Genomic DNA, 16,883 nt, shown 5'->3' with positions numbered 1-16,883 from the left:
AAACCAAAAAGCCGAGTAATAGTTTATGACAAATTTAATGATTATGTTTATGAATAATTATTGAAATTCGAGTAAAACAGCAATAAGGGTTAAACGGAAGCAGAACAGGACGATTTTTACGAGGCTGTGCTAAGAAAGGCTTATGGCAGTAGGGGAGGTTGCGGCCAAACCTGGAGTTTGACCGCGGATAAATCAGGCTTTATGCCGGTTATCAGGCAGGAATATGGTCAACATCCCGAGAAGTGGCAGGAAAGCACAGATTTTGTAGACCAAAAAGATGCTGGTATGGTCTGCAATCAGCCCTAATACCGCTGCGCCAAGGCCACCCATCCCAAAGGCAAATCCAAAAAACAGCCCGGAAACCATGCCGATACGCCCCGGTAACAGCTCCTGGGCATACACCAGAATGGCAGAAAAGGCAGACGCGAGGATAAAACCAATGATCACGGTTAAAACCCCCGTCCACCACAGGGTTGCATAGGGCAAAATAAGGGTGAAAGGCGCTACGCCGAGGATAGAGCCCCAAATCACATATTTACGCCCAATTTTGTCCCCCAGCGGCCCGCCAATAAACGTCCCCGCGGCCACCGCAAACAGGAAGGCGAAGAGGTGAAACTGGGCGTTTTGCACCGATAATCCGAATTTTTCCATCAAATAAAAGGTGTAATAGCTGCTGATGCTCGCCATGTAGAAGTATTTGGAGAAAATCAGCATCAGCAGGATGCTAACGGCCAGAATCACCTTGTTGCGCGGAAGGGGATTAATTACCGGGGCTTGTGGTTTGCCTTTATTAACCCGGTGCTGGGCAGCATACCAGCGGCTAATCTGCGCCAGCACCACGATGGCCAGCAAAGCGGCCAGCACGAACCAGGCCACGTTACCTTTACCGTACGGGGCGATAATCACCGCCGCCAGCAGCGGGCCGAGGGAGCTGCCGAAGTTACCGCCCACCTGAAACAGCGACTGCGCCAGCCCGTGACGGCCACCGGAGGCCATGCGTGCCACGCGGGACGACTCGGGGTGGAATACCGACGAGCCGGTACCCACCAGCGCGGCGGCCACTAATACGCCCTCAAAGCTGCCCGCCATCGCCAGCAGGATCAGGCCGCTCAGGGTAAAGCACATGCCAATCGGCAGCGACCACGGCATCGGATATTTGTCCGTCCAGTAACCCACCACAGGTTGTAGTAGCGACGACGCCAGCTGGAAGGTGAGGGTGATCATGCCGATCTGGACAAAGGTAAGAGAGAACTCGGACTGTAATAACGGATAGATCGCCAGAATAAGCGACTGGATCATATCGTTAAGCAGATGCGAAAGACTGATTGCGCCGAGAATACCAAATGAGGTGCGAGCCTTAGCAGCCGACACCGGTGGAGTAGATTCACTGATTGCCATAAATACCACGTCGATTGTTATAGGAAGTGCAGGATGTAATTATTATTCAGCTAACATACCTTCCCCCGACATTTGAGGAAAGTCGCAATTCTGAAAACTTATTTGTCTATTCTGCTTACTCGCTGTAATTTTTGCCTTTGTCTATGGATCAGGGAGTGAAGAAATGAAGTTAATGAAGCGAGGCGTCGCGCTGGCAATCATCGCGGCGTGCGGTCTGTTAAGCCTGCCTGCTCAGGCCTGGGAGCAGGATAAAACCTATAACATCACTATCCTGCACACCAACGATCATCACGGCCACTTCTGGCGCAGCGAATACGGCGAGTATGGCCTCTCGGCGCAGAAGACGCTGGTGGACGGGATCCGTAAAGAGGTTGCAGCGAAGGGCGGCAGCGTGCTGTTACTCTCTGGCGGCGACATTAATACCGGCGTGCCGGAATCGGATTTACAGGATGCGGAGCCCGATTTCCGCGGCATGAATTTGATTGGCTACGATGCGATGGCCGTCGGTAACCACGAGTTTGATAATCCTATCGACGTATTACGCCAGCAGGAGAAATGGGCCAAATTCCCGTTCCTCTCCGCCAATATTTACCAGAAAAGCACCGGGGAGCGTTTATTTAAACCCTGGGCCATTTTCAAACGCCAGGATATTAAAATTGCCGTGGTGGGGCTGACCACCGATGACACGGCCAAAATTGGCAACCCGGAATATTTTACCGATATCGAATTCCGTAAACCGGCCGACGAAGCGAAGCTGGTGATCCAGGAATTACAGCAGAACGAAAAGCCGGACGTGATTATCGCCACGACCCACATGGGTCATTACGATAATGGCGATCACGGCTCGAACGCTCCGGGCGATGTTGAGATGGCGCGCAGCCTGCCGGCGGGTTCGCTGGCGATGATTGTCGGCGGTCACTCTCAGGATCCGGTCTGCATGGCCTCAGAGAATAAAAAGCAGGTCGATTATGTGCCAGGCACCCCCTGCGCGCCGGACAAGCAGAACGGGATCTGGATTGTGCAGGCCCATGAGTGGGGCAAATACGTAGGCCGCGCGGATTTCGAATTCCGTAATGGCGAGATGAAGCTGGTGCACTACCAGCTGATCCCGGTCAACCTGAAGAAGAAGGTGACTTACGATAACGGCCAGAGCGAGCGTGTTCTCTATACGCCGGAAATTGCGGAAAACCCGCAGATGCTCTCCCTGCTGTCACCGTTCCAGAATAAAGGCAAGGCGCAGCTGGATGTGAAGATCGGCACGCTCTCCGGCCGACTGGAAGGCGATCGCAGCAAGGTGCGCTTCGTGCAAACCAATATGGGCCACCTGATCCTGGCCGCGCAGATGGCACGTACCAATGCCGATTTCGCGGTGATGAGCGGCGGTGGGATCCGCGACTCCATTGAGGGCGGGGATATCACCTATAAAGATGTGCTCAAGGTGCAGCCGTTCGGCAACGTGCTGGTGTATGTCGATATGACCGGTAAAGAGGTGACGGACTATCTGACCGCGGTGGCGCAGATGAAGCCTGACTCCGGGGCCTATCCGCAGTTCGCCAACGTCAGCTTTGTGGCGAAGGGTGGAGTACTCAACGACCTGAAAATCAAAGGCGAACCGGTTGACCCGGCGAAAACCTACCGGATGGCGACGTTAAGCTTTAACGCCACCGGCGGCGATGGCTATCCGCACATTGATGATAAACCAGGCTATGTGAATACCGGCTTTATCGACGCCGAGGTGCTGAAGCAGTACATCCAGCAGAACTCTCCGCTGGATGTGAACGCGTATGAACCGAAAGGTGAGGTGAGCTGGCAGTAACGGGGCAGTGTAATGGGTAGGGCTGTGCGGCCTGCTGCCCTCACCCCGTCCCTCTCCCACCGGGAGAGGGCGCAAACACTAAAAACGGTAACGCCTGTTACCGTTTTGCTTTTACCTCGAAGCCGCCACCCGGCGCTTTTTACTCCCGACGCGCAATATCCGCAAACTGCGCATCGAGCATTTTGGCCAGATCGCTGGCCGCCAGCTCAATATCCAGCCCGCGCTTGCCGCCCGAAATGTAGATCGTCTCAAAAGTCTGAGAGGGCGCATCAATCAGCGTCGGCAGGCGCTTTTTCTGCCCCAGCGGGCTAATTCCCCCCACCAGATACCCTGTTGTGCGCTGGGCCACCATCGGGTCGGCCATATCCACTTTTTTGGCGCCCAGCGCCTTTGCGACCTTCTTGAGATCCAGCTGTCCGGCAACCGGCGTCACCGCGACGGCGAGATGCTTCATATCGCCATTGACCGCCACCAGCAGGGTTTTATAAACCTGGTCGGCATTCAGCCCCAGCTTACGCACCACTTCATCGCCAAAATTGGTTTCGTTCGGATCGTGGTCGTAGGTATGGATCCGGAAAGTGATTTTGTTTTTTTCGAGTAATTTAACGGCGGGAGTCATAGCAATCCTTCTTAGCCCGGACAATAAACGCCCTAAGCATACGCCTCAGAAGAGGTTAAAAAATAGCACCATCTTGCGCATATAGTGTTGGCAGTGATGGTCACTTTGAGCGACAATCGGCTCAACCGGGGGTCTCCTCCGGCATAATAACAACGATGAAATTCCTCTTTGACGGGCCAATAGAAATATTGGCCACTTTTTTATCTTAGCAACGACGGCAAATTTCCCTCGCCGTACAAATGTAATGCCCCCACCGCCACCACATAGCGTCCCGCAGGCAGCGCGTGCAGCTTCTCGCACCACGCCTGGTTACGCTCGTGCATCAGCACGTCATACAGCGATTCGCTGAAGGTCGCCGGGAGCGCCAGCCTGTCGACGACAGGGGGCGAATCCAGCCACCAGCTCACCATAGTCTGCAGCAGGCGCGCGTTGGTATGCCAGTGAGTCAGGGTATCTTCCAGCAGCAGTAACCCGTCGTTCGGCATCTGGCGCAGCAGGGCAATCTGACTGTCGGCCCCTTCCAGCTCGATAATGGGCAGCTGCTGCGCGCGTGCGGCATTCAACAGCTGATAATCAATGCCGTAATCCCCCCGCAGCCCCAGACGCTGTGCCTGGGTGGCCTGCAACACCATCGCGATCTGCCACAGCGGCTGGCTCTCCAGCATGGACAGCGATAACCCCAGCTCGTCGGCAAGCCGCTCCAGCTCCGCCAGCTGACTGGCGCTGAGACGCTCATTCAGCGGAGGCGGGATCGCCAGCCCCTCAAAGGGCGACTCATTACCTGAGATATCCGCTTCCACGATCAGCGCATCGGCGTGACGCAGCCTGGCGATCAGCCCCTCGGGTAGAGGAGACATATCCCGGGTGCCCATATGGATGCTGCCGACCAGATGCAGATGCTGCCCGCCGGGCAGGGAAATATCGAGGCCCGGCCAGCGATAGCGGCGGGGGAACAGGGCGCGAAACGATGCTTTTATACGTTGAAACAGACTCATACGCGCTCCATGAAGGGAAAAATTCATGCTAGCGCGTGGGGAAGGGCGGTGCAAGACGTCCTTGTCTTATGCACCTTGTTACTCTTTGGGTTTAAAGCGCAGCAGGCGGTTGGCATTGCTCACCACGGTAATCGAGGAGAGGGCCATTGCGGCACCCGCCACCACCGGGTTGAGCAGCGTCCCGGTCAGCGGCCAGAGGATCCCGGCGGCAACGGGAATGCCGATGGCGTTATAGACAAAGGCCCCCAGCAGGTTCTGCTTCATGTTGCGCAGGGTCGCTTTCGAGATGGCGAGCGCGTCGGCAACCCCCATCAGGCTGTGGCGCATCAGGGTAATGGCCGCCGTTTCGATGGCCACATCGCTGCCGCCGCCCATCGCAATCCCGACGTCCGCCTGGGCCAGCGCCGGGGCGTCGTTAATGCCGTCGCCAATCATCGCCACCTGGCGACCCTGGCCCTGCAATTTGATGATTGCGTCCGCTTTGCCATCCGGCAACACTCCGGCGATCACCTCATCAATACCGGCCTCGCGGGCGATAGCCTGAGCGGTGACGGCGTTGTCACCGGTGAGCATCACCAGACGATAGCCCGCGCGGTGCAGGCGTTGCAGTGCGCTAACGCTGTCAGCGCGCAGCGGATCGCGAACGGCAAACAGCGCCGCGATGTGACCCTCCACCGCCAGCAGTACCGGGGTGGCGCCCTGAGCGGCATGGGCCTGCAGCTGCGCATCCAGCGCCCCGGTGTCGATGCCGTTTTCTGCCAGCAGGGCCTGGTTGCCCAACAGCAGCGCATGGCCATCGACCTCTCCGCTGACCCCCAGCCCGCGCAGGGTACGGAAGTTGTTCACCTGTGGCAGGGCGCTGTCTGCTTTCTCCAGAATCGCCCGCGCCAACGGGTGACTGGAACCCTGTTCGAGCGCGGCGGCCAGGCGCAGGGCCTCGGCGGCATCAATCCCACCCGTCGTCTCGACGGCAACCACCTGCGGTTTACCCTCGGTGAGGGTCCCGGTTTTATCAAACACCAGCGTATCCAGGGTGCTGGCCCGCTGCAGGGCGTCGGCGTCGCGCACCAGCACACCGGACTCCGCGGCACGACCCACGCCGGAGATAATCGACATCGGCGTCGCCAGCCCCAGGGCACACGGACAGGCGATGATCAGCACCGTAGTGGCGATCACCAGGGTATAGACGATCTGTGGCGCGGGGCCAAAGACGTACCAGATAGCGGCGCTGAACAGGGCAATCCCGACCACCACCGGCACGAAGATGGCGGAAATTTTATCCGCCAGCTTGCCGATCTCCGGCTTGCTGCTCTGGGCCTGGCGCACCATACGGATGATGCGCGACAGGGTGGTGTGGCTGCCGACGGCACTGGCGCGGAACAGCACGCTGCCATCCTGCACCACCGTACCGGCGTGGATGCTCTCTCCGTCGCTTTTCTGCTGCGGCACCGGTTCGCCGGTAAGCATCGCTTCGTCAAACCAGGCTTCGCCCTGGGTGATCTCCCCGTCTACCGGGACGCGATCGCCGGTGGTCAGGCGCAGGATCATGCCTTCCTGAACGTCCGCCAGGGGCAGGTTCTGTTCACCATTTTCCGTCACCACCCGGGCGGTCGGCGGGGTTAAATCGAGCAATCTTTCCAGCGCTTTCGAGGAGCGCTGACGGGCCCGCGCCTCCAGCATATGGCCGAGGTTAATCAGGCCGATAATCATCGCGCTGGCTTCATAATAGAGGTGGCGGGCTTCCATCGGGAACCACTGCGGCCAGAGGTTAACGCTCATCGAGTAGAGCCACGCCGCGCCAGTACCCAGCGCCACCAGCGTGTCCATGGTGGCGGTGCGGTTTTTCAGGCTCTTCCAGGCGCTGGTATAAAAATGGCCGCCGGCGACGATCATCACCCCGAGGGTGAGAATGCCGATCGCCAGCCACAGGGTGCGGTTGTCGTCGGTGACCATCATGTTGTCGCCGAGCATTCCCCAGCCCATCACCGGGATCCCCACCAGCAGGGCAACAATCGCCTGCCAGCGAAAACGTTTCATGGTGGCGATGGCGGTCTCCTGCTGGCGCTCCCGGCGCTTGAGGTCGTCTTCAATCGCCTCGGCACCGTAGCCCGCTTTTTCAACGGCCTGGACTAAATCAGCGGCGGAGGCACTGCCCATAATCAGCGCAGTGCGTTCCGCCAGGTTGACCCGTGCCTGTGCCACACCCGGTACCGCCTGGAGGGCGTTCTGGACCCGGGTCACGCAGCTGGCGCAGCTCATGCCGTTGATCAACAGCTGTTGGCTGTCATCACTGTCGTGAGCTGCCGGAAGCTCAGAGGGGGCCGCTGTCAGTGCTTCCGACGGCGTTGTTGACGCTGTCAGCGGATCAGTCTTTGGGTGGCTTAACACCGCGCCGTAACCGGCCTGTTTAATGGTGTCGATCAGGGCATCGGCGCTGGCGCTGCCGGTCACGGCGGCGTGGTCGATGGTGACCTCTGCGGTATCAACGTCCGGACGTTGCTCCAGACTCTCTTTGACGCGTTTGACACAGTGGCCGCAGGAGAGGCCGTCCAGTGTCAGATCGATGGTGTGAGACATACGAATACTCCTTATAAATCTCCAGCCAGATATTGACCGGAGGGACACTTTCATCTAACTGTTATGAAGGTTAAACCTTCCATCAAGGGGAAGGTCAAGGGGGAAACGTGAATATCAGTGATGTTGCCAAAAAAACCGGCTTAACCAGCAAAGCGATCCGCTTTTACGAAGAGAAGGGGCTGGTGACGCCGCCGCTGCGCAGTGAGAACGGCTACCGGAGCTATACGCAAAAGCACCTCGATGAACTGACGCTGCTGCGCCAGGCCCGTCAGGTGGGGTTCAATCTGGATGAGTGCGGCGACCTGGTGAACCTGTTTAACGATCCCGCCCGGCACAGCGCCGATGTGAAAAGCCGGACCCTGGAGAAGGTGGCCGAAATCGAACGTCATATCCTGGAGTTACAGGCGATGCGCGACCAGCTGCTGGCGCTGGCCGAAAGCTGCCCGGGGGATGAGAGCGCCGACTGCCCGATCATCGACAACCTCTCCGGCTGCTGCCACCGCAAGGCGAAGGCCTAACCGCGCGCCGGGTTGAGCATAAACACCACCGTCCCGCGATACCAGGGGGAGCGCTGGAGCTGCGCTTCGGCCTGGCGATCCCGTTTGCCGTCCTGGACCAGCCCGAGCTTAAACGGAATGCGCAGCCGGGCCAGCGCGGGCAGATAGGCCTGATAATTCTCTACCGTATGGCGGCCCTGATAGCTCTGGATCACCAGCTCATCCACCGCCAGCGCGTTCAGCGTGGCGACATCCCCGGTTTTCGCCCAGTCCAGCAGCCCGGTCACCCCCAGGGAAAACTCGGGCGGCAGCTGCTGGCGTAATTGCTGTAAAAAGCGCGCGTAGTCCGCCAGCTGGTGGGTTGCGGCATCAAAATCGACCTGCAAACCCACCACCTGATTCCCGGCAGCCTGCCAGCGCTGCATCAGGCGGACAATTCTCGGCACGATGGCTGGCGGCACCTCAAGGGTGGTAAAGCGCACGGTCAGCCAGATGGAGGGAAAGGTCAGGCGGCTGACCGGCAGGCCGAGGCGCTGAAACACTACCTCATTCGGCCGGGCCAGCACTTCACCCTGATGGAGATAGACCGTTTGCGCCGCTTGTAACGCGTCGCTGGCCTTCACCCCCGACCAGAGCCAGAAAGCAGGGTGCTCCCGGGCGGTGACGATATCCGCCGCCTGCGCTTGTCCGGCCAGCAGCGCAGCTACCAGTAGTATTTGAGTTTTTGCGCCCACGGACTGCCCGGATACTGCGTTTTCAACTGCGAGAACCAGCCTTTGCGCTGGGCTTTTTCCACCTCTGGTCCGCCACACTCGTTATAGCCGGACGGGGCGTAACACATGATGGCCCGATAGAGCGCGTAGCTCTTATCTTCATGCTCCGCCTTCGGTGAAGCGATGACCTGCTGGTAGTAAGCCTGTCTGTTGAACTGCCCGTAGGGTGCTTTGCGGTGGATCGCCGCTTCCAGCACGCCGTTGCCCGCGCTGTCTTTCCACAGATCGACATGGGTATTCGAGGTGCGGAAGAACTCGCCCAGACAGTTCAGGGCATGGGCATCTTTGGCGTTCTGGCTGAGGACCTGCACGGTTTTATCCAGACTACGGCAGACGTAACCGGCTTCGGCGGCCTCACCGTTCCAGTCGAAGGTGCTCAGGTTAACATCGTCAAAGGCCTTGCCCACCACGGGTGACGTTATGGCGCTGGCGAGCTTTCTGTCATTTAACCAGTCGCTAAAGCGGTTCTCCGTCAAATCGCGCACCAGCAGGGTATGCAGCGCAATGGTGCGCTCTTCGTTGTTGGGCCCCTCGCTGGCCTGCTGGCGTAACCGCTCAGGCGAGGCCACGGCTTTCAGCACCCGGGAGCGATAACGCAGACTGGTGACGGCGCTATCCGGAGCAAAAATCGCCTCGGTATTGCCGCTAAAGACCAGGGTCGCCGCCAGTCTGGCCTGCACATACTGCTGCTGTTCAGGATCCTGGCTGAGTTTCAGCAGTTTCAGCCAGAAATCACGCGCCGTAGGCCACTGCTTCTGCGCCATCAGCGCGTCGCCGTACAGCACCTGCTCGCTGAAGGCGAGAATGTCGTGCGCCGGGAGTTTTTCCGCCGGTTTAACGGCCTGAAGAATAGCGGCCTGGTTACCCGTCGCCTGCCACAGGTTCAGCTGTAGATTGCGCCACAGCGCCAGCTTGCCGCTCTGTTCAAACGCCGGTTTGCTGGCGTTGAGATCCTCCTGCGTCAGAGTCGGTTTCTCGTCGCTGTTCAGGCGAAGGGCGCGCAGCAGTTCGATATAGCTGATCAGCGGCGCGTCGGGGAAGGCCTCCCGCACGGCGCGACCGTTGAACTGCATGCCGTAGACATTATCGTATTCAATTACCAGCCCACGCAGCGCCTTTGCATCGCCAGCCTGCTGGAACCGCTGCTCGTACAGGCTTGCCAGCTGCGGCCAGGCCTGCAGATACCAGTTGATGCGACGCAGCATGCCGCGCGCCGACTCAGCATAACGCCCCTCCGGCCAGCGCTGGAGATAGGCCTGGGCGGCTTTCTGCGCCTGTTCAGCGGCCGGGCGGTCGATGCGATCGATATCAAAATCGCCGTACTCGCCCATGCTGTTCTGGCTGCTTTTGTTCAACGCCGTGCGCATCAGCATATAGCTGGCGGTCTCTGCCAGCCACAGACGATCGCTGTCGACAAGCGAGGTAAAGGCCCGATCCGCACCCGCGTAATCCCCGGCATAAAAATGGGCCGCTCCGGTCAGATAGGTTTTATACAGCAGGGCAGAGGATCCCGCCGGGAGCGTCGCCAGGGAGGCGGAAATCTGCTCATCGGTGGCACCCGAATAGAGCCCCAAACGCGCCTGGCCCAGGGCATGGCGCTGCTCCGCCGTCAGGGAATCGTCGGCCAGCAGCGCGGCAAAAAACTGGCTGAGGCTGTCGGCACTGTTTGAGACGAAGCGGTTTTCCTGCTCGCCGTCCTGATGGGTTTCGACGGGCTCAAGCTGCAACGCGGCCAGCTGCTTCGTGAGAAGGCTCTCTTCGGCCGGTTTATCCGCCGCTGCGGTAGCCGGGGCATCGACGTCATCCCACTCCGGGTGGTAAGCAAAGTAGACATCCCGGGAGCGGGTGATATCTGCCGGCATCGACTGCACCGGCAGGGCGAAGGATTTGGCTTCGCTCAGCAGACGCAGCAGGTTGTCGCGGGAGTCGTTACCAGGGATCAGCACCGGATCGCCTTTCAGCAGGCAGTGCTCATCGCTCCAGTTGCAGTCTTCCATATCAAAGGAGGCGAATGCCGGGGCGGCGCTCGCCAGTAATGCGCTAACGCTGATTGCCAGCGTTGTCTTCCTGACCATCATGCTATTCCTGTTCTTATCGGGAAAGGGCCCGGATGCGAAGGGTGATCCCTTCCACAGCCATAACTTCAACTTTGGTGCCGGGGCTGAGATCGTCCTCGGCAATGACCGGCCACGAGCTGTCGCCGACGCGCATATGACCGCGCCCGTTCACCAGGGCGGTATCCAGGGTGAACTGCATCCCCACCAGCTGCTGTCCGCGCTGGTTGAGGCGGGCATCGGCGGGTTTTTGCCTGCGCACCTGTCTTGAGAGCCAGCGCCACCAGAGCCAGGCGGCCGACAGGGTCAGCACGGCAAACAGCGCCCCCTGCCACGCCCAGTCGAACGGCAATACCCAGACCAGCAGCCCGACGATCACCGCCGCCACGCCGCTCCACAGCAGATAGCCGTTGCCGCCGAGCATTTCAGCCGCCAGCAGCAGGCCGCCAAGGCTCAGCCAGAAGACATGCGGATGAAGCGCGATCGTCTCGATCATAATTTGCGCTCGTTGCCGCTGGTTTTGATCAGTTCCGCAATGCCGCCGATCGCGCCCATCAGGCTGCTGGCATCCAGCGGCATCATCACCACTTTGCTGTTATCCGCGGAGCCGATCTGCTGCAATGCTTCGGTGTATTTCTGCGCCACGAAGTAGTTAATCGCCTGGATATCCCCGGCGGCGATGGCCTCCGAGACCATCTGGGTGGCGCGGGCTTCCGCTTCCGCCGAACGTTCCCGGGCCTCAGCCTGTAAAAACGCGGACTGGCGTTCACCCTCGGCTTTGAGGATCTGCGACTGTTTCTCCCCTTCGGCCTTCAGGATCTCCGCCTGGCGCACCCCTTCCGCCTCGAGGATGTAGGCGCGTTTGGTTCGCTCGGCCTTCATCTGGGCGTTCATGGAGGTGATCAGCTCGGCGGGCGGACGCACGTCGCGAATTTCGATGCGGGTGACTTTGATGCCCCACGGGTTGGTGGCTTCATCGACGATATGCAGCAGGCGGGTATTAATGCTGTCGCGCTGGGAGAGCATCTCGTCCAGCTCCATGGAACCCAGCACGGTACGGATGTTGGTCATGGTCAAATTAATAATCGCCAGTTCAAGGTTGCTCACCTCGTAGGCCGCTTTTGGCGCGTCAATCACCTGAATAAAACAGACCGCGTCGATAGTGACGTTGGCGTTATCCCTGGAGATCACCTCCTGGGAAGGAATATCCAGCACCTGCTCCATCATATTGATCTTGCGACCAATGCGGTCCATGAAGGGCACCACCAGGCTTAAGCCCGGCTGCAGGGTGTTGGTGTAACGACCAAAACGCTCAACCGTCCACTGATAGCCCTGCGGGACGATTTTCACCCCGGCGGCAACAATGACCAGCGCGACGAAGATCAGAATGGGGATGACGATGAACATATAAAACCTCCTGTTTTGTATTCCATGTGGCGATAACAACTGTTCGTTTGTTACCCACAAGTATACCGACAAACAGGGCCAACTTCGCGCCGAATCAACCAGGCGGGCAGGATCCAGACATAAAAAGCCCCGCTAAAAATGGCGGGGCGATGGCGGTACAGCTGTTCTCAGGCGTCGGGATGGGTATATGAGAAGTTGGCGATATACTGTTCGCCAGCCTCGTTGATCGCCCGTGACAGTCCGGCATAGTATTTTTCCAGACCAATCGATTCAATCTGCTGCAACTGTTCGCGTACCGGGGCGCAGAACAACCCGGCATTCCCGGCTTCGACGCGCTTGTTGTTTGGTGGCAGATCGCCGGTGATCGCCTTAAACCAGGTGCGGATCCCCTGTTTAAGATTGCTCGGCGCTTTTGCCAGATTATCGATACCCGTGAGGACCTGCAGGGTCGGGAACCGATCTTCCGCAACGGCGCTTTTCAGGCGCGCAAAGAACTGGCTGAACAGCTCGAACGATCCCAGCTCGATGATTTTGGGTTTGGTGGTTTTACCGTTTTTATTGCCGATCTTACTTGCGGCAGGCGTAGTGGAAGGCACGACCCCTGTCTTATGCAAGTCTAATCCGAACAGCAGATTGCAATGGGCGCGTCGCTCTTTCAACGGGTAAGACATCAACACTTCAATAAACTTTGTCGCCATCACATCCGACAGCTTATGGTTGATGAGCCACTGGGTGCGGGAGAAGTCAGCCGGGGAGACAAACCACTCCGGGACCTCGTCGTAGCGCTTCGATTTCCCTTTCCCATCAAATTCAATGAAATGTGTGCCGTTATCAAACGCAAATTTGCAGTTTTTAAAGCTGACAATGGTAGTGTTGACGATTAAGGCTTTTTTTACAAAATCAACGACTTCAGGGCCAATAACAAAGCTGGTCACTGCTGAGGAATTGATGACTTGCATTAATGTTTCTACATCAGGAACGCCCGGCTTCAGGGAGGTAAACTCATAAAAGATGTGTGTCATGCCGCATACTACCTCTAGTTATTAGCCTGCCATTTCAAACGCGAAAAAGTTTATCATCTCTTGCAAGATGAGGCCATTAGCTACAGATGCGGGAGTTTTGTGTCGATCACAAATGGAAGATAAAGGTTACTCCTGATAGGGATAGTGTAAAAAAATGAGGACATTTTAAAGACTGCAATGCGCAGAGATAAGTCTCGTTGTCTGTTTGCCAGAATTAAACATTAATAAGACTTAAGTGAAGCCGTTTTTTGAAATGAAAAAGGCCGCCATAACGGCGGCCAGAAGTGGATTTTAGAACGGAACGAGGGAATTAAAAATCGCCAGAGATGCCCGCTCCGGCCATCCAGCCGTTATCGAAGGAGCTGGATGCCTGCATGTTGACGGCAACATGCGGGGTCACGCCTTTCTGCAAACCGGCAGCCAGGGCTGCACCATCGCCATTCGCCGTACCCGTCGACAGCGCCCATGAATTATCGGAGTGATAATGCAGGCTGGACATTGCTGCGGCGTTATTAAGTCCGCGCTTCAGATCTTCACGCGTGTCATCAATGTCCTTTGCGTTACGCTCAATCGACTGGCTGTTGCGGGTGATGCGTTGACTGTTGCTGTCGATACGCTGGCTATTACTCGAGATACGCTGACTGTTGTTGTCGATACGCTGAATGTTGCCAGCGATGCGTTGGCCATTGTTCTCAATATGCTGGCTATTGCTCTCAATGCGCTGACCATTGTTCTCAATATGCTGACTGTTATCCGCGATGCGCTGGCCATTGGTATTCGCCTGGCCCTGATTGGTTTGATCAACATAGTAGCTGTTCACTTCGCTAACAGAGTTGACGACGTAGGTATTGCCCGTGGCTTGACGGGTACTGGTCGTCTTCTTCGTTGATGCTAATGGCTGCGGATCGGCAACGCCGTTAGTAACGCTCAGCGGAGTCGTCGTTGTATCCACTACGGCCACACTGCGGGTATCCACTTGTTGCGCATTAATCACGGTATTGTCCGGCGTCCCTTGTACCAGCGTGCGGGATGCATTTGGCTGGGTAACGACCAGTACCGCCGAGCTCGGCAGCGGTTGAGGTGAAGGGATATCTTCCCCCGCTGGCTGAAGGCTCACGACAGGCTGGATAGTTTTGATTTCATACGCCGGAGCGAGCGGCGTAGCAGGTGTTGGTGGTGCAACGATCGGCTGCGGCACGTTAGACAAGACCGGCTTTGTCGGCACGTTGTAGACCGGTGCGGGTGGCACGTTCATCGGCTGCGGCACGGTATTTGCGACCGGCTTTGTCGGCACGTTGTAGACCGGTGCAGGTGGCACGTTCATCGGCTGCGGAACGGTATTCACGACCGGCTTCGTCGGCACGTTGTAGACCGATGCGGGTGGCACGTTAATCGGCTGCGGCACGGTATTTGCGACCGGCTTTGTCGGCACGTTGTAGGCCGGTGCAGGTGGCACGTTCATCGGCTGCGGCACGTTTGACACGACTGGCTTCGTCGGCACGTTGTAGACCGGTGCAGGTGGCACGTTCATCGGCTGCGGCACGTTTGACACGACTGGCTTCGTCGGCACGTTGTAGACCGGTGCAGGTGGCACGTTCATCGGCTGCGGCACGTTAGACAAGACCGGCTTTGTCGGCACGTTGTAGACCGGTGTAGGTGGCACGTTTATCGGCTGCGGCACGTTTGACACGACTGGCTTCGTCGGCACGTTGTAGACCGGTGCAGGTGGCACGTTCATCGGCTGCGGCACACTAGACACGATCGGTTTCGGCGGTACGTTATACACCGGTGCTGGAGGAGCAACGAGCGGCTTCGGTGGCACAGTGTAAGCCTGTTTCGGCGGTGCCTTTGCTGGTTGAAGTGTCGGTGCCACGGGAATAGCGACTGGCGCAATCGATCCATCTTTAAAAGCGTTCCGGGCGGCCAGCAGCTGGGTTTGGCCGAGCTTAGCCTCATTACGACGTTGGCTAATCTGCGCGTAAGCATCCTGATGCGCCCTGGCTGCTGCTGCGACCTCTGATGATCCTATACCGTACTGGGTGATCGTATTACGCAGCGCTACGTTGGAGACGTGCTCAGCCCTAAGCGCGGCGGCGTAATTTTTTTGTGCAAAATGGTCAAATTCCAGCGCGCCTTTCAGGTTCGCTGCTGCCTGATCCGAACTTATCGCATACGCAGCCGGAGCACTAACGCAAAGCGACACTACCGATGCGATCAGTTTCAACGTGGTTTTCATCTCTACATATCCTGAGGTCAATCGTTTGATCAAAATGTAAATTGCAGAGTGGCAGAGACTATGAGGGCTCTGGCTCTGAAGTATTTGCAGGTGTCTTTATTGTCTTTTTATTGTCTTTTGTATAACTAGAGCCATTTTTAATGGTCTTTTTTTTTGGATTCTAACAATTAAATAGTTATTGGCAAGTCAATTAAAGATCAATTTATATTGTCTGTAATTAGTCTTATTTCAAACGAAAGAATGGTATGCTTCGCTTAGAGATAAATGTTACATAAAGTGTGCAATTAGTCTTTTTGGAGGAATATTGTGATCAAATTTACGTTTGGTAACGCTTTTTGGCCCTCGTCAGACGTTTTTTTTATCGTTTCGTGAGGGTGTTGTTGTTTTATTGTGTGCTCGGGAATAGTCTTTGATTAGACTTATTTAAGTCTTTTGTTGTTTTGAAGTGAGGATTGGCTGAGAAGGTAATAAAAACAGTCAATCTGTCCATAGACTGAAAATATTTAGTCGTCAGCTATCAGGCAGAAATGATACGGAGAGGTTAAATCAGATGAGCAGGCCCGGTAAGCGAAGCATTACCGGGCAGAGGAAGGAGCGATCAGTACAGCAGAGCGTAAAGCTTACGGCGATAGGTTGAGGCCAGGGAGTCACCTGTGCCAAGCGCGGCCAGAATTTCCTGGAACATTTTACGCGCCTGACCGTCAGCGGCAGCCAGATCGGTTTTCAGATGGCCGAACAGCAGTTCCAGCGCCTCTTCATTACGACCCACCTGATGCAGCTGCAGGGCCAGTTGGCTGGCCAGCGCGGCGTCGGCTGGGTTGGCGGCGACGTGCTGCTGCAGCTGCTGAATTTCCGGGGTGTCCGCGGCCTGCTTCAGCAGTTCAATCTGCGCTACCAGGCCCTGATAACGGGTGTCCTGATCCTGCAGCGGGATAGTCTTCAGCACGCCTTCGGCATCTTCGGAGCGTTTTAAGATAATCAGCGTTTCCGCCAGCAGCAGGCCGGTTTCGCTGTTGTGACCGGAGAGCTCCCAGGCCTCTTTCAGCAGCGGCAGGGCGTCGTCATGCTTGCCTTCGGCCATCAGGGCCGCTGCCTGCTGCGCTTTCAGCTCATCTTCGCGCGGCAGCACTTTATCCAGCAGGGCGCGAACCGCCTCTTCCGGCTGTGGACCCTGGAAGCCATCTACCGGCTGACCATTCTGGAACAGATACACCGTTGGGATGGCGCGCAGGCCAAACTGTGAGGCGATCATCTGCTCGGCGTCGCAATCCAGTTTTGCCAGAATAAACTGGCCGTTGTACTGGGCCGCAAGCTTCTCGAGCACCGGCGTCAGCTCCAGACAGTGCTGGCTACGTTCAGACCAGAAGTAGAACAGCACCGGTTTGGTCATCGACTGTTCAAGGGTCTGGTGCAGGTTGGCTTCGGTAATGTTGACAATATTCTGTACGGACATGCGGCATTCTCGGTTATGAGTTTTAATTTACATGGG

13 protein-coding genes are annotated in these 16,883 nt (G+C 57.2%); 2 read left to right on the top strand and 11 right to left on the bottom strand.

Annotation, left to right across the window (positions count from 1 at the left end; translation table 11 throughout):
* Positions 1-192: 192 nt before the first annotated feature.
* A complete protein-coding gene (locus LG383_RS13700; protein ID WP_106992197.1) occupies positions 193-1,398 on the bottom strand; it encodes an MFS transporter in 1,206 nt (401 codons plus the stop codon).
* A 163-nt stretch (positions 1,399-1,561) separates the two neighbouring features.
* On the opposite strand from LG383_RS13700, the gene ushA reads away from it, so the two are divergent.
* Positions 1,562-3,214, top strand: coding sequence for a bifunctional UDP-sugar hydrolase/5'-nucleotidase UshA (gene ushA, locus LG383_RS13695; RefSeq protein WP_225759384.1), 1,653 nt, complete (start codon positions 1,562-1,564; stop codon positions 3,212-3,214).
* Positions 3,215-3,353: 139 nt separating this feature from the next.
* On the opposite strand, the gene ybaK is transcribed toward ushA, so the two are convergent.
* The 3 genes from ybaK to copA all read right to left on the bottom strand — a co-directional run bounded on the left by ybaK (position 3,354) and on the right by copA (position 7,405).
* A complete protein-coding gene (gene ybaK / locus LG383_RS13690) occupies positions 3,354-3,833 on the bottom strand; it encodes a Cys-tRNA(Pro)/Cys-tRNA(Cys) deacylase YbaK (protein ID WP_106992206.1) in 480 nt (159 codons plus the stop codon).
* 200 nt (positions 3,834-4,033) lie between these two features.
* Positions 4,034-4,828 carry a TraB/GumN family protein gene (locus LG383_RS13685; RefSeq protein WP_106992207.1) on the bottom strand — a complete coding sequence of 265 codons (795 nt, stop codon included), beginning with the start codon at positions 4,826-4,828 and terminating at the stop codon, positions 4,034-4,036.
* 78 nt (positions 4,829-4,906) lie between these two features.
* Positions 4,907-7,405, bottom strand: coding sequence for a copper-exporting P-type ATPase CopA (copA, locus tag LG383_RS13680; RefSeq protein WP_225759383.1), 2,499 nt, complete (start codon positions 7,403-7,405; stop codon positions 4,907-4,909).
* Between the two features lie 107 nt (positions 7,406-7,512).
* On the opposite strand from copA, the gene cueR reads away from it, so the two are divergent.
* A complete protein-coding gene (gene cueR, locus LG383_RS13675) occupies positions 7,513-7,923 on the top strand; it encodes a Cu(I)-responsive transcriptional regulator (protein ID WP_106992209.1) in 411 nt (136 codons plus the stop codon).
* Here cueR and LG383_RS13670 read toward each other — a convergent pair.
* The 7 genes from LG383_RS13670 to LG383_RS13640 form a co-directional block, all read right to left on the bottom strand.
* Entirely contained in the window at positions 7,920-8,636 is a 717-nt protein-coding gene (locus tag LG383_RS13670; protein WP_225759382.1) for a DUF3142 domain-containing protein, read from the bottom strand. The two genes, cueR and LG383_RS13670, sit on opposite strands and share 4 nt — an antisense overlap.
* Positions 8,606-10,750: a hypothetical protein gene (locus LG383_RS13665; RefSeq protein WP_225759538.1), complete on the bottom strand. Its 2,145-nt coding sequence runs from the start codon at positions 10,748-10,750 to the stop codon at positions 8,606-8,608. Before LG383_RS13665 ends, LG383_RS13670 begins: the two co-directional genes overlap by 31 nt.
* A 16-nt stretch (positions 10,751-10,766) precedes the next feature.
* Entirely contained in the window at positions 10,767-11,225 is a 459-nt protein-coding gene (locus LG383_RS13660; protein ID WP_106992211.1) for an NfeD family protein, read from the bottom strand.
* Positions 11,222-12,136 (bottom strand): SPFH domain-containing protein, encoded by a 915-nt coding sequence (locus LG383_RS13655; RefSeq protein WP_106992212.1) that lies wholly within the window; start codon positions 12,134-12,136, stop codon positions 11,222-11,224. Before LG383_RS13655 ends, LG383_RS13660 begins: the two co-directional genes overlap by 4 nt.
* Positions 12,137-12,303: 167 nt before the next feature.
* On the bottom strand, positions 12,304-13,158 hold the full coding sequence (locus LG383_RS13650; RefSeq protein WP_225759381.1) for a hypothetical protein: 855 nt from the start codon (positions 13,156-13,158) through the stop codon (positions 12,304-12,306).
* Positions 13,159-13,468: 310 nt separating this feature from the next.
* The gene (locus tag LG383_RS13645) at positions 13,469-14,917 is read right to left on the bottom strand and encodes a hypothetical protein (protein WP_225759380.1); all 1,449 of its coding nucleotides are present in this window, start codon (positions 14,915-14,917) and stop codon (positions 13,469-13,471) included.
* Between the two features lie 1,075 nt (positions 14,918-15,992).
* Positions 15,993-16,847: a co-chaperone YbbN gene (locus LG383_RS13640; RefSeq protein ID WP_106992213.1), complete on the bottom strand. Its 855-nt coding sequence runs from the start codon at positions 16,845-16,847 to the stop codon at positions 15,993-15,995.
* Positions 16,848-16,883 lie beyond the last annotated feature (36 nt).

It is taken from the genome of Leclercia sp. Marseille-Q4284 (assembly GCF_916618945.1).
GTDB lineage: Bacteria > Pseudomonadota > Gammaproteobacteria > Enterobacterales > Enterobacteriaceae > Enterobacter > Enterobacter tamurae.
This window is presented reverse-complemented; position numbering and strand designations above follow the sequence as displayed.